Source organism: Leifsonia sp. SIMBA_070 (assembly GCF_046534635.1).
Taxonomy (GTDB): domain Bacteria; phylum Actinomycetota; class Actinomycetes; order Actinomycetales; family Microbacteriaceae; genus Leifsonia.
Genome location: NZ_JAWRYK010000001.1, coordinates 3,111,707 through 3,124,813 on the forward strand (window position 1 = coordinate 3,111,707; position 13,107 = coordinate 3,124,813).

Consider the following 13,107-nt stretch of genomic DNA (forward strand, 5'->3'; position numbering starts at 1 on the left):
TCACCGCTCGTTCCCCGGCCGGCCCTACGCTGTCCCCATGACCACCGACCTGCCGCGTCGTGGCCCGGGCGACGACGCCCTGGTGACGACAGCGAGCCCGCTTTTCGCCGACAGCGCCGCCGACCGCCGCATCCCCCGCAGCTGGGTCGTCTCCTGGGCGCTGTGGGACTGGGGCGGAGCGGCCTTCAACGCCGTGATCACCACGTTCGTCTTCACGGTGTACCTGACGAGCAGCCTGTTCGTCGCGCCTTCTGTGGTCGCCGCGAAGAACGCCGAATCCGGGTCGAGCGGACCGGCCCACGCCGCGTACGACGCCGCGGTCGCCGTGCTGTCCAGCGGGCTGGCGTGGGGTGTCGGCATCGCGGGCATCGTGGTCGCGCTGATCGCGCCGGTGCTGGGCCAGCGGACCGACGGCTCCGGCCGCCGCAAGCTGTGGCTGGGCGTCAACACCGGCGTGGTGGTCGTCGTCACCGCGCTGATGTTCTTCGTCGTCGGAACGCCCTCCTACTTCTTGCTCGGGGTCGCCCTGGTCGCGATCGGCACGGTGTTCTACGAGATCGCGACCGTCAACTACAACGCGATGCTGGTCCAGGTGTCGACGCCGAAGACCGTGGGCCGGGTGAGCGGCTTCGGCTGGGGCGCGGGCTACCTCGGCGGCATCGTCCTGCTGCTGATCGTGTACTTCGGGATGGTGGTCGGCGACGGCGGGCTGCTGCACGTTCCGACCGAGGGCGGGCTCAACATCCGTCTCATCGCGCTGATCGCGGCGGCGTGGACGCTCGTGTTCTCGCTCCCCGTGCTGTTCACGGTCCCGGAGATCCCGCCGAACGCCCGCACGCCGCGTGTCGGGTTCTTCGCGTCGTACGGGGTGCTTGTGCGCGACATCGGCCGGCTGTGGAAGGAGAGCCGCAACACGGTGCTCTTCCTGATCGCGTCGGCGCTGTTCCGGGACGGGCTGGTCGGCGTCTTCACGTTCGGCGGCATCCTGGCACAGGGGACGTTCGGGTTCACCAGCGGCCAGGTGATCATCTTCGCCATCGCAGCCAATGTGGTGGCCGGAGTCAGCACGCTGCTGTCGGGACGGCTGGATGACCGCTTCGGCCCGAAAGCGGTCATCGTCACGTCGCTCACCGGCCTGATCGTCGCCGGCCTTGCCGTGTTCGTCACGCACAGTCTCGGCGCCGGAGCGTTCTGGGTCGGAGGACTGGTGCTCTGCCTGTTCGTCGGACCGGCGCAGTCGGCGAGCCGGACCTTCCTGGCGCGGGTGACGCCCGCCGGACGCGAAGGGGAGGTGTTCGGGCTGTACGCGACGACGGGCCGCGCGGTGTCGTTCCTCGCGCCGACCCTGTTCGCGGTGTTCGTGGCGGTCGGCGGCGCGCAGTACTGGGGCATCCTCGCGATCGTGCTGGTGCTGGCGATCGGGCTCGGCCTGCTCCTCCCCGTCCGCGCGCCCCGCCGCCGCTGATGCCGTCCCGCGCTCGCTTGGCGCTCGCGCTGCCGCTCGAGTGGTGAGTAGGTGCTCGAATTCTCGGCGAGTGGTGAGTTGATGTCACCACTCGGCGGGATGCTCAGGGAGCGGAGGGTGGGTCCGGGTTCGGGTCCGGGTCCGCGGCCGCGGCCGGGTCCGCGGCCGCGGCCGGGTTCGGGTCGGCGTCGGGCGCGGTGGGGCGCGGCCAGGCGCGGACGAAGCGGTCGAAGAGCTCCGCGAACGTGCGCGCCTCCTCCGGGGTGAAGGAGGCGAGCGCCGTCTCGACGGCGGAGCGGCGGTGGCTGCGGAGTTCCGTGAGCAGGGCCCGGCCTGAGGTGGTGAGCTGAATGAGCGCGCGGCGGGCGTCCGACGGGTCGGGGACCCGGCGCACCAGACCGCGCTCCACCCCCTCCTGGACGAGCCGGCTGGCGCGCGGCTGATCGACGCCGATGGCGGCGGCGATCCCGGAGACCGAGAGGTTGCGCTTCTCGGCGTCCGCCGCCTCCAGCGCCTCGAGCATGCGGACGCGGGCCATCCGCCCGAGGGAGCCGTCGCGTCCGCGACGACCCGGGCCGGGGCGAGCCGAGTCGCCGAACGGGGCGCCCGCGGCCGACGGGCCGGCGAAACCCGGGCCGAACGGTCCCGACCCGTACGGCGCTCGCCCCCAGGGGCCGCCGTGACCGTGGCCCTCGTGGCCGTGGCCCTCGTAGCCGTGACCGTCGTGCTGGCCGTGCGGCCCACCCTCACCCCACGGCGGTCGACGCCGGGACTGGTCGCGCCGCACGGCGAGCAGCGCGTGCTCGATCGTCGCCACGATGTCCGCTTCCGGCGGAATTCCGGAATCCGTTTGACCTGATCCGCTCATGCATGTAACTATACATTTACTTGTAACAGTACATACAACCGAAAGGATAGGCGCGATGACGAACATCGACAACTCCACTCAGACGCCGCCCGCATATTGGTTCGGCGTGATCGAAGACAGACTCCACCAGCGCATGCGCACTGCCCTGTCCGATCTGGGGCTGCGCCGCGGAAGCTGGCGCATCCTGCACACCCTCGCCGACGGCCCCGCCACCGCGGAGCAGCTGGCCGAGCGCCTTCCGCACGGTCGCCCCGGCCGACCGGAGGCTGTGCGCCGGCCCCAGCGCGAGGATCACCGGCAGTGCGCCGGTCACCACCACCCGCACCCGGGCTCGCACGCCGAGCATGGTCCCGAGGCGGCATTCGAACGCGGCTTCCTCCGCGGCTTCGAGCGCGGACGCGGTCAGGGCCCGTTCGGCGGCGGCCACCCCGGACATCCCTTCGCCGAAGGACACCGTCCCGGCTTCGAGGGACACCGCCCCGGCTTCGAGGGACACCGCCCCGGCTTCGAAGGACACCACGCGGGCTTCGAGGGACACCGCCCCGCCTTCGACCGCAGCCACCGCCGCGGCCACCGCATCGACCGCGTCCTCTCGGACTTCGTCGAGCGCGGCTGGGTCTGGTTCGACGGCGACCGCGCGACCCTGACCGACGAGGGACGGGCCGCTCACGACCGCGCGTCCGAGCGCATCCGCAGTGTGAGAGCAGACCTCGCCGCGGGCATCCCGGAGGAGGACTACGCCACAACGCTGGCGACTCTCGAGCGCATGGCGAAGAACCTCGGCCTCCGCCCCGACGAGAAAGACCGTCCCGCCGAAGCCACAGGCGACGCGCCTACTATGGACGCATGACGCCACCCCGCGAAGAGGTCGTGCTGCTCGCAGAGGACGGCTCGCCGATCGGCACCGCGGACAAGGCGACGGTGCACACGACGGACACGCCGTTGCACCTCGCCTTCTCGTGCCACCTCTTCGACGGGGAGGGCCGCATCCTGGTCACTCGTCGGGCGCTCGGCAAGGCGACGTGGCCGGGCGTCTGGACGAACTCGTTCTGCGGTCACCCCGGCCCGGGCGAGGCGATCGAAGACGCGGTCGTCCGCCGCGCGCTCGACGAGCTCGGCGCCTCCATCGACAACCTGGTGACGGTCCTTCCCCACTTCCGGTACCGCGCGGTGGATGCCGGAGGAATCGTCGAGTACGAGGTCTGCCCGGTCTACACGGCGACCGTCGTGGGCGACCTACGACCGTCGGCCGCCGAGGTCGCCGAGTGGGAGTGGGTCGAGCCCCGCGCGCTCCTCACTGCGGTGGAGGCGACGCCGTGGGCGTTCAGCCCGTGGCTCACCCTGCAGCTCCCCGCGCTCTACGCCGACCGGAGCCTCGAAGCTTCCGGCCAGCTGTGAGTCGGACTCACTATTTTCCACCTGTGTAATTGACTGTGGATAACTCTTCCGTGCGTATGCCCGCAACTGAATGCGTCCACTCCGTCAATACGCCCAGATCCGGTCGACCGACAGCGTCGGCACGAACGAATGGTGGGCGTCGCCCCGGTCTGCTCGCTCGGGGAAGTCGAACACTCCCAGCATGAGCTGCAGGGGGTACTGCGGCGGCGCATCCAGGATCCGGACGACGCGCCCATCCACCCGAAACGTCGCCTCGTCACCGTCCCAGTTGACCTCGTACGCGTGCGGCTCGGTGACGTCGATCGGCAGCGTCACTCGCTCGAAGTCCTCGGCCAGCCGCGGGTCGCGGAAACGGTGGAAGCCCATCCCGACCAGCGCCTCCTCCGGCTGCACATCCCGGCCGAAGACCTCCATCACGCACACTTCGCCGCTACGCTTCGGTTCGTCCTCGAAGCCCACCAGCCAGAGGGAGGCCATCGACCGCTCCCCCAGGTAGAGGGAGGCGCGCATCCCGACCGTGCCGCCGTCGACGAGGCAGCCGCGGAACTCCTCCTGCTCCTCCCGCACCCTCAGCCCGTCGCGGTATGGCTGCTGCCCGGCCGTGGAGCCGACCGGGCCGGAGAAGTTGCCGCTCTGCAGGGCGGACACCCGCAGCGGCGGCTCGTGGTCGCCACCGCACCACAGCCTCTGCTCGGGAGGGATGGTCAGCTCCAGCTGCGAGTCGTGGATGAGGTACGTCGCGCGCGTCTCGCCCAGCGAACTCCACGCCGGGAGGTAGTGCGGGAGCCAGACCGTGCGGTCGAGCCGGGGGTCGTCGAAGTCGTCGAACACCGGGCCACTCCTCAGCCGGTGCGCACCGCGTCGATGTGCTGCTCCAGCCACCAGGTGCGGCCCTCGTCGTCGGAGACCCAGCCGTCCCACTCGAAGGAGTCGGCGGTGATGTTGGAGAAGTTCCACCGGATCGGGCGGCCGTCGGTCTGGGTGCCGTCCTGACGGATCCCGTCGCGACGGTAGGGGGTGGCGACGAGGGTGCAGAAGTCGCCGCCCTCCGCGCCGAACCAGCTCACGCGCCACGCGCCGAGCGCCGAGTCGTACACGCGGACCGTCGAGCCCCGGCCGCGCACACCCTCCGGGTCGGTCTGGTCGCGGATCACCAGCACGTCTTGGACTGCGCGCCCGCCCAGCGTGTACGCGAAGATCCACTCGTTCGTGAACTCGCGCCAGTCGCCGGTCGCCTCGGTGTAGAAGCGCACGTCGGCCCGCCAGCTTCCGACGAGACGGCCGAACAGCTCCATCCGCTGCGGGTTGTGGTCCATCGGGCGTGCACTGATGAGTGCCCGTGCGAACGCGGCGTCGGTGGTCTCGCTCATGGTGCGCAGCTCCCTTCGGCCCGGCGTTCAGGCTCGTGCGGTCGGGTTCAGGCGGAACGGCCCGCCTCGGTGGTGGAGACGTCGGTGCGGTGGAAGTTCAGGTGCGATCTGGAGGCCGTCGGGCCCCGCTGCCCCTGGTAGCGGGACGAGTACTCCGCCGAGCCGTAGGGCCGCTCGGCGGGCGACGACAGGCGGAAGAAGCACATCTGCCCGATCTTCATGCCCGGCCACAGCTTGATCGGGAGCGTCGCGACGTTGCTCAGCTCCAACGTGACGTGGCCCGAGAAGCCGGGGTCGATGAAGCCGGCGGTGGAGTGCGTGAGAAGCCCCAGCCGCCCGAGCGAGCTCTTGCCCTCCAGTCGCGCTGCGACGTCGTCGGGGAGGCTGACCAGCTCGAACGTCGAGCCGAGCACGAACTCGCCCGGGTGCAGGATGAACGGCTGGTCCGGGTCCACCTCCACGAGCCGCGTCAGCTCCGGCTGGTCCTCCGCCGGGTCGATGAACGGGTACTTGTGGTTGTCGAACAACCGGAAGAACCGGTCGAGGCGCACGTCGATGCTGGACGGCTGGACCATCTCCGGCTCGTACGGCTCCAGGGCGATGCGCCCGGCACCCAGCTCGGCCTTGATATCGCGATCGGAGAGAAGCACGTCGCCAGCCTACCGGGTGGGTTCGTGGGTACCGGCGCGGATCCCTGTCGGCGCGCGCGTTCCCCTATTCTGATCCTGTACGGCCGCGCCTTGGCCGAATCCTGTCGCAGTGCGACGGTACCGGCATTTTGAGGAGGCAGGCCCATTTCGCAGCTGGCAGACACCGCGCCGGCCACGCATCCCGCGCCGTCGACGCGCACACGGAGGCGCAGGGCCGCGGCCCCCCAGGAGTCGGGCCAACGGCCCGGTGGCTTGTTCTTCACTCAGATCGACCAGCTTCGTGGCATCGCCGCTCTGCTCGTGGTCTATTCGCATCTGGTGCCCAACTTCCTGCAGAGCCAGAACAGGAAGTGGGTCGTCGATGACGCGGTGGCGGTTCTCGCTCGCAATCCAGTCCACGCCGAGCTGAACTTCGGCTGGCTCGGCGTGGCCCTGTTCTTCTTCGTCAGCGGCTTCGTCGTGACACATGCCGCATCGCGGGAGCGGGCATCCGTTTACGTCGTCAGGCGGCTGATGCGCATTTATCCGCCGCTCATCGCCACGGCGATCCTGGTGGCAATCCTTGCATATGCGGGCACGCTCGTCTCGGGATTGACCTCGGTGCCCAGCCCCCTGCAAGTCCTTCTCGGAGCATCGCTCGGCAACTATTTCGTGCTGGCTCAACCACTGCTCGTCGCCGTCGGCTGGACCCTCGTCATCGAGATGTTCTTCTATCTGGGACTGCTCGTGGCGCGCCCCCTGCTCGCACGGGCACCCGCACTCGTTCCGATCGTCCTCATGCTGGCCGTTGCGATCGTCGACACCCTTCACACTCAGCTGGGCACGACATTCGCGCTCGCATCGTCGTTCGTCGCCTTCATCCCGCTGCTGCTCCTGGGCCAGATCGTCTACCTTGTCAGGATGCGCCGCATCCCCGTCTGGGCCGGTGCCCTGCTGGCGGCCGCGGCGTGGGTGGTTTTCGTCTACGGGATGCGCGAGACGAGTCCCGCCTTCTACGACAGCGCGAACTCCTTCCTGTCGAACGCCGTGCTGGGGTTCTGCATCTTCTTGGTCGCGGTCCTGATCGAGGGACGCGTCAAGCCTCTGAAACCGCTCGCCGTGGTCGCCAAGAGGAGCTACAGCTTGTACCTGCTCCACGTACCGGTGGGATTCACGCTTCTGACCGTGTTCGTCGTGCAGGCGCACATGCCGTATACGCCGTCCCTCCTGCTCTCGCTGCTTGCCGTCGCGGCAGCCACGGAACTCGCGTACCGGTTCATCGAGCGGCCCAGCATCCGGCTGTCTCGCTGGATTACCTCACGTCCTCCCTTCGCGAGTCGCTCGACGACGACGGCGACGACGACGGAGAACGCTCCGCACTGACCTGCCGGATGCTGGGCCGAAACATCAGCACGCCGTCCGTCGCCGGTAGACCAGCAGGATCGCCCCGCCGAGGAGGAGCAGGAGCCCGACTCCCAGGCCGACGAGCGAGAGGGTCGCTCCCGTGCTGGCCAGTGCCGCCGATGCGGTGAACGGCAGGACGGTCACGACCGCGGTCGCCGGGTCCGAACCGACGCCATCCGCGCCCACGACACGGTACGAGAACGTCACCGTGCCGCTGTAGCCGGTGTCGGGTGTCACGGTGAAGCCGGAACCCTCGACGTGGACCGCCGCGTGCGCCGGTGCGGCACCGACCACGCTGAACGTGAATGGGCCGCTGCCGACGACGTCGGGCCGCAGCTCCGCGGATGCCGTGCCTGCCGCAACTCCTTGCACGCGCGCCGACACTCCATCCACCACCGGCTTGATGTCGAGCGAAGCCTGTGCCGACACCGTGATTCCGTTGGCGTCGGTGACTGTGTAGGTGAACGTCGCCGTTCCGCTCGCCTTCGGGTTCGTCGGCACGAAGGCGATGACTCCGGTCGCCGGGTCGATGGACGCGGTTCCCTTCTGCCCGCCAGGCCCCGTCACGAGCGCGTAGGAGAACGGGGCGGTGCCGATGGATGTCGGGACCGCCAGGTGCAGCGGGCTCGACCCGGTGGCGACACTGACCGTGGCCGTGGACGTGAACGGCTGCACGGTGACGCTGACGGTCTGCGGCAGGCTGGCGATGCCCGCTCCGTCCGTGACGACGTACTGCGCGGTCACCACTCCCGAGACGCCGCGGGTCGGGGTGAATACCACGAGGCCGGTGTCAGGGTCGATGGTGAAGGTTCCACCCGGCGAGGTCGTGCCGGGAACCAGCTGGTAGTGGAACGGACCCGTGCCGTTCGGCGCCGGCAGCGTGAAGCTGCTGGGGTCGTCACCGGTCGGCGGCAGGGTCACGGTGCCTGCGGCGCTGCTCGCGGCCGGGAGGATGGTGATCGTCACCGTCATGGTGCTCGTGAGGCCGTCGTGGTCGGTCACCCGGCAGGTGACGGTCGCGATGCCGGAGAACCCGCTCGCCGGGGTGAAGACCAAGGACGCGCTGCTCGCGTCGATGGTCGACCTCCCGGCCGCGCCGGCATCCGTCACGATGCGGTAGCTCAGCCCGGTGCCGACCGCGCCGTCACCGAGGTCGACCGTGTCGGGCTGCTCGAACAGGGTCGTGGAGCTGTGGTCGACGACGGTCGGTGTGACCGCGATCGCCACCGTGGCCGGGTCGCTGGTGACGCCGTTGGCGGTCACGGTGTAGGCGAGCGACACGTTGCCGCTCATGCCGGTCGCCGGGGTGTAGGTGATCGCGCCCGTGCTCGCGTCGATCGCGGCACCGACGGGAGAGCCGACGAGCGCGAAGGTTCCTCCGCCGGCCCCCGCGGTGGCCGGCGCCGCCGCGGTGACGGTGGCATCGGCCGGCGTGGTCGCGTTCACGGGACCGGCGTACGGCTTGACGGTCAGCGTGATGGTGCTGGGCGGGCTCGTCACACCCTCGCCGTCCGTCACGGTGTACGTTCCGGTGAACTGGCCTGACCGGTCGTTGGCGGCGGTGTAGCTGTAGTGACCGTCGGCGTCCACCATCAGGGTTCCGGTGCTCGCGTCGCTGTCCAGTGCGTACGTGAAGGGACCGATGCCGTCCGGCGTGGGCAGCGTCGAGGATGCGGACCCGTCGCCCGCTGCATCCAGCGACAGCGGCAGGGCGTCGGTGCCGGCCTGCGGCTGCACGGTGATCGTGACCGCCCGCGTCGCCGACGCGACACCGCTCGAGTCGGTCGTACCGTAGGTCATCGTGGTGGCGCCGGAGAACCCGGCCGCCGGAACGAAGGTCAGGGTGGAGCCGCTGACGCTCGCCGCGCCCGCGCTCGACGGCGGCGCCCCGGCGATCGTGAAGCGGAGGCCGGTTCCATACGCGCCCGCCGAGAGGTCGACGGTCGCGGTGCGCCCGTACGAGACGGTGGCGCTGTGCGGCGCGACCGCGGGCGGCGTGGTCACCGTGATGGAGGCGGGGGCCGACGCGACGCCGTCGGCGGTCGCCGTGTACGAGAACGTGGAGGTTCCGCTCCACGCGGCGGCGGGGGTGAAAGTGACCGCACCCGTGGACGCGACGATGGAGGCCGTGCCCTGCGCCGGGTTCGGCGTGCTGGACAGCGCGTAGCTCGGCGTGGCGCCTCCTGTGCCGCTGGCAGCGGGCACGGAGAAGGTGAACGGGCTCGGGCTGGCCGAGGCGGGGCCCGTCGTCGCGACAGCCGCATCCGACACGGGAGAGGCGGTCGGGCGCACGGTGATGTTCGCGGTCGCGGTGCGCGCTCCCGCCGGGTTCTCGGTCGTGTCGATGCCTCCGCCGGAGACGACCGCCGTCAGCGGGTAGTTCCCCGCGCCCGAGCCCGTCACGGGAACGGTGAGGTTCGGCAGGGCGGTGCCCGAGATGACCGGCGCGGAGGGAGTGTAGGTGTAGACCGCCGTGTCACCGGAGGACGGCTGCACGGTCCAGCCGCTCTGGTCGGTCAGGGCGCCGAAGGCGAGCCCCGGGTCCTTGGTGATCGTCATCGTGACCGGCACGCCGGCGGCGATCGGGCCGTCCGTCGAGAGCGTGGACGTCGAGAACGTCGCAGAGCTCGTCCCGCCCGCATCGACGGCCGCCGGGTCGGACGTCGTCGCTGCAAGGCTCGGGGTGATCGGATTCACCGTGGCGACGTTCAGCGTGTTGATCTCGTGGTAGTCGGTCGAGCCTCCGGTGCTCGCCGCCCAGCCGAACTTGAAGGTCGTCGCGGCCAGCAGCTGCGCCGGCTCGGGCACCTGGGTGATGAGCGGCAGCTGGTCCACCGCGGTCGTCGTGTCCCCCATCGCGCCCAGGTAGACGCTCACCATCGGGTTCGTCGTGCCGGGCGGGTCGACTACGACACGCACGTGGCGCGCTGCCGACGTGCGACTGGTCGCAGAGGTCTTGTCCAAGCCGCCGGTGACCGTGACCGCTTTGCCGAGCAGGCAGTAGCCGTCGTTCCACTGCCCGGCGGTCTGCAGGCCCGGCCCCCGGACCGCGACCTCGTTGGGCGTCCTCGCCGTCCAGGTGGAGGAGGTTGCACACGACGGGTTGTTGCTCTCGGCCGAGTAGTTGCCGTAGGTGTCGAGTGCGACACCGATCAGGCCGTGCGGGACGCCCTGCTGGCCCGCGCCCGAGCCGCCGAGGCTGTTGGAGTAGCCGAGGGAGCCCCCGGATGCGCCGACGCTCGACAGGTTGTACGCGCCGTCCGTGAGGAAGAAGGTGATCCCATCCGCCCCGGAGCCGCCCCACTGGTAGCTGGTGAAGTCGATGTCCAGACCGGCCTTCGTCGGAAGGGCGTGGTTGTACAGCAGGTACCCGGTCTGCGAGCCGGCGGCGGCAGTCAGCCGCAATGCTCCGTTGCCGGAAGCGTCCGACGCGCCTCTACAGCTGGCGGGGACCTGCCCGGCCGGCGACGCCGGCACGGTCAGGCACGCCGTGTTGGTTCCGGGGCCGGGCACCGCCGTCCCGGTCCCCCCGACCGCGTACTGGTTCGACGTGAGCGTCGACCCCGTGAAGCTGTCCTGCAGCAGCGGGGTACTGCCGTCTGCGAGCGCCGGTGCGGCGGTGAGGCCGACGAGGCCGACGCCGATCGCCAGTGCGGCCGCGACGATCATGGCGGGAACACGGAACCGGGAAGCGGGAAGAGAAGTGGCGCGAGAGCGGTGCACGGGGGAACCTCCGGGACGAAATGTGGCTGTCAGGCTGAGCGTCGGCGCCGTGCGATGAGCACCAGCGCGCCGGCGATCAGGCCGGCGATCAGCAGGCCTCCGGCGAGGGTCAACGGCACGCCGATGTCGGAACCGGTCTGCGCCAGTCCCGCGGTTGCGGCCGTGCTCGGGCCCGCCGCGGGCGAGATCCCCGTGATCGCGGCGGCCGACGACGCGATGACGAGCGTGTAGCTCGCGCTTCCGCTGTAGTTGTCGGAGCCGGTCGCCGTCACGGTGAAGGCGAAGGAGCCGCTCACGGTCGGGGTGCCCGAGATCGTGCCATCCGTCGCCAGCGTCACACCGGCGGGGAGTGCACCGGCGGTCAGCGCGTACGTGTACGCACTGCTCTGGTCACCACTGGCCGTCAGCGACTGGGCGTACGCGGTGCCCTGCTTCCCGTCGGGCACCGTGCCGGGTGCGACCGTGATCGCGGGCGCGACGTACGTGAACAGGTCGGCAGGGGTCGTGCTGGTCACTCCCCCTCCGGTCGTGACGGCGATATCGACCGGCCCGGTCGGCGCCGTGGGCGTGACGGCAGTGATGGAGGTGGCTGAATCGACCGTGAAGGAGGTCGCTGGGATGCCGCCGAACTCGACCGCTGTGGCGGTCGTGAAGCCCGTGCCGGTGATGGTGATGGAGGTGCCGCCGTAGACCGTGCCAGTGGCCCGGCTGACTGCGGTGATCGTCGGCACGGGCAGGACGACGGTCAGCTGGTCTGCGGCGGTCACAGTGCTCGTGCCGTCGGGCGTGACGACCGTGGTGTGCAGCGGGCCGGCGGGCAGCCCGGTCCTCGGCACCTGCGCCGTGATGGTCGTGTCCGAGACCACCATGAAGGACGTCGCGGAGGCGCCGCCGAACGCGACGGCGGTCGCACCCGTGAAATGCGTGCCCGTGATCGTCACGGTCGGGGCGCTTTCGGGGTCGACGGAGGCCGGGTTCACGGAGCTCACTGACGGCGCGGGCACATAGGTGAAGGCCCCGACGGCTGGGAGCGTCACTCCTCCCGCAGTGGCGACGGCGACCGTCTGCGCGCCGGCGGGGACCGGCACGTTCGCGGGAACGGTGGCGACGATCCGCGTGGCGCTGGACGACGTCACGGTCGCAGCGACTCCGCCGACCGTCACTGCCGCCCCCGCCAGGCCGCTGCCGGCGATGGTCAGCGTGGTGCCGGCCAGGCCGGTCGCCGGTGAGATCGACGTGAGGTAGGAGGGGTAGTAGATCGTAACGAAGCCGTTGCCGCCGTGGTTGTTCACAGCACCGGTGAGCGCCCCGGCGAAGTACGAGCCTCCACCGCCGCCACCACCGGCGCTGTTGTTCGCGAACCGGCCTCCACCGCCGCCGCTGTAGCCGCCGCCACCACCGCCGGCGAACCCGCTTGCGCTTCCACCACCGCCGAAGCCGCCGTTGCCGCCGCCTGCGGCACCGTTCGCGACCGACTGTCCGCCGGTGCCGCCGCCGTTGGTGAGCAGTCCGCCACCGCCGCCCGCCGTGCTCGCCTGACCTCCGCTGCCCGCGGTGCCGCCCGCGCCGCCGCCGGTGCCACCGGCAGTCCCCGAGGTCGTGACGCTCGCCGCGGATGCTCCGTTGTTCGACCCGGCGCCGCCGCCACCGCCGGCCGCGGCGAGGATGCCGCTGGCGTCTGCGGTGGTGTAGATGAAGGATCCGCCGCCGCCGCCCGCTCCCGAGCTGTATCGGGAGCCGTTCGCGCCGAGACTGCCGGCGACGATGTGCAGCGTCGAGCCCGGAGTGACGGAGAGCATTCCGGTCAGCTCCGCACCGCCGCCGCCACCACCGAACGACGCTCCACCCTGAGCGCCGGCGATGTCGACGTAGATCTGGGTGACGCCGGCCGGAACCGTCCAGCTCTGGACGGCTCCTGTCGCGGAGAAGGGCTGCTGTGCGTCGGTGACGGCAGCGAAGGCGGGCGCAGCGGCCGTGACCGCAGCTGCCGCCGCGATCGTGCCGACGGCCAGGCCCGCCGCGAGGGCGCGCCGAAGGGAGGAATGCATCGGGTTCGGGGGTGCTTTCTGACGAGGGTTCGGGGTCGTTAGTGCTCGCTCAGTACATCAGTCGAATGGCGGGCCGGCTGACAACGGACGACCCCAGAACAGGGCAGAGAGCCTGATGAAAGTTCGCTCAGCGCACAGGAACCGAACGGGCCGGCGGTGGATCGCATCCCAACCGTTTGTGCAAGGCCCGCGTTCGAGTGGC

10 protein-coding genes are annotated in these 13,107 nt (G+C 70.6%); 4 read left to right on the forward strand and 6 right to left on the reverse strand.

The features are described from left to right. Nucleotides 1-37: 37 nt before the first annotated feature. Nucleotides 38-1,465, forward strand: coding sequence for an MFS transporter (locus tag SB754_RS14695; protein WP_410783048.1), 1,428 nt, complete (start codon nucleotides 38-40; stop codon nucleotides 1,463-1,465). A gap of 103 nt (nucleotides 1,466-1,568) precedes the next feature. On the opposite strand, the gene SB754_RS14700 is transcribed toward SB754_RS14695, so the two are convergent. Then, nucleotides 1,569-2,282, reverse strand: a complete 714-nt coding sequence (locus tag SB754_RS14700) for a MarR family winged helix-turn-helix transcriptional regulator (RefSeq protein ID WP_410783049.1) — start codon at nucleotides 2,280-2,282, stop codon at nucleotides 1,569-1,571. 106 nt (nucleotides 2,283-2,388) lie between these two features. Between SB754_RS14700 and SB754_RS14705 the strand changes: the two genes are divergently transcribed. Together SB754_RS14705 and idi are read left to right on the forward strand one after the other, a co-directional pair. Further along, nucleotides 2,389-3,183 carry a hypothetical protein gene (locus tag SB754_RS14705; RefSeq protein WP_410783050.1) on the forward strand — a complete coding sequence of 265 codons (795 nt, stop codon included), beginning with the start codon at nucleotides 2,389-2,391 and terminating at the stop codon, nucleotides 3,181-3,183. Beyond that, nucleotides 3,180-3,731 carry an isopentenyl-diphosphate Delta-isomerase gene (gene idi, locus SB754_RS14710; protein ID WP_410783051.1) on the forward strand — a complete coding sequence of 184 codons (552 nt, stop codon included), beginning with the start codon at nucleotides 3,180-3,182 and terminating at the stop codon, nucleotides 3,729-3,731. Before SB754_RS14705 ends, idi begins: the two co-directional genes overlap by 4 nt. 84 nt (nucleotides 3,732-3,815) lie before the next feature. Here the strand turns inward: idi and SB754_RS14715 are convergent, their stop codons facing one another. From SB754_RS14715 to dcd, 3 genes are read right to left on the reverse strand one after another with little or no spacing between them, the layout of a single operon-like run. Continuing rightward, nucleotides 3,816-4,562 carry a glycoside hydrolase family 16 protein gene (locus SB754_RS14715; RefSeq protein ID WP_410783052.1) on the reverse strand — a complete coding sequence of 249 codons (747 nt, stop codon included), beginning with the start codon at nucleotides 4,560-4,562 and terminating at the stop codon, nucleotides 3,816-3,818. Nucleotides 4,563-4,573: 11 nt separating this feature from the next. Further along, a complete protein-coding gene (locus SB754_RS14720; protein WP_410783053.1) occupies nucleotides 4,574-5,101 on the reverse strand; it encodes a hypothetical protein in 528 nt (175 codons plus the stop codon). Between the two features lie 47 nt (nucleotides 5,102-5,148). Next, nucleotides 5,149-5,751 (reverse strand): dCTP deaminase, encoded by a 603-nt coding sequence (gene dcd, locus SB754_RS14725; RefSeq protein WP_410783054.1) that lies wholly within the window; start codon nucleotides 5,749-5,751, stop codon nucleotides 5,149-5,151. Between the two features lie 252 nt (nucleotides 5,752-6,003). Between dcd and SB754_RS14730 the strand changes: the two genes are divergently transcribed. After that, nucleotides 6,004-7,113, forward strand: coding sequence for an acyltransferase family protein (locus tag SB754_RS14730; RefSeq protein WP_410783055.1), 1,110 nt, complete (start codon nucleotides 6,004-6,006; stop codon nucleotides 7,111-7,113). A gap of 24 nt (nucleotides 7,114-7,137) precedes the next feature. Here SB754_RS14730 and SB754_RS14735 read toward each other — a convergent pair whose 3' ends face one another. Then, nucleotides 7,138-10,857, reverse strand: coding sequence for a tandem-95 repeat protein (locus SB754_RS14735; protein WP_410783056.1), 3,720 nt, complete (start codon nucleotides 10,855-10,857; stop codon nucleotides 7,138-7,140). A 29-nt stretch (nucleotides 10,858-10,886) separates the two neighbouring features. Then, on the reverse strand, nucleotides 10,887-12,905 hold the full coding sequence (locus tag SB754_RS14740; RefSeq protein WP_410783057.1) for an IPT/TIG domain-containing protein: 2,019 nt from the start codon (nucleotides 12,903-12,905) through the stop codon (nucleotides 10,887-10,889). Nucleotides 12,906-13,107 lie beyond the last annotated feature (202 nt).

What these genes read in the sequence shown, in the direction of transcription:
- SB754_RS14695 (WP_410783048.1), top strand. Translation starts at nt 38, where the DNA reads ATGACCACCGACCTGCCGCGTCGTGGCCCGGGCGACGACGCCCTGGTG.
- SB754_RS14705 (WP_410783050.1), top strand. Translation starts at nt 2,389, where the DNA reads ATGACGAACATCGACAACTCCACTCAGACGCCGCCCGCATATTGGTTC.
- idi (WP_410783051.1), top strand. Translation starts at nt 3,180, where the DNA reads ATGACGCCACCCCGCGAAGAGGTCGTGCTGCTCGCAGAGGACGGCTCG.
- SB754_RS14720 (WP_410783053.1), bottom strand. Translation starts at nt 5,101, where the DNA reads ATGAGCGAGACCACCGACGCCGCGTTCGCACGGGCACTCATCAGTGCA.
- SB754_RS14740 (WP_410783057.1), bottom strand. Translation starts at nt 12,905, where the DNA reads ATGCATTCCTCCCTTCGGCGCGCCCTCGCGGCGGGCCTGGCCGTCGGC.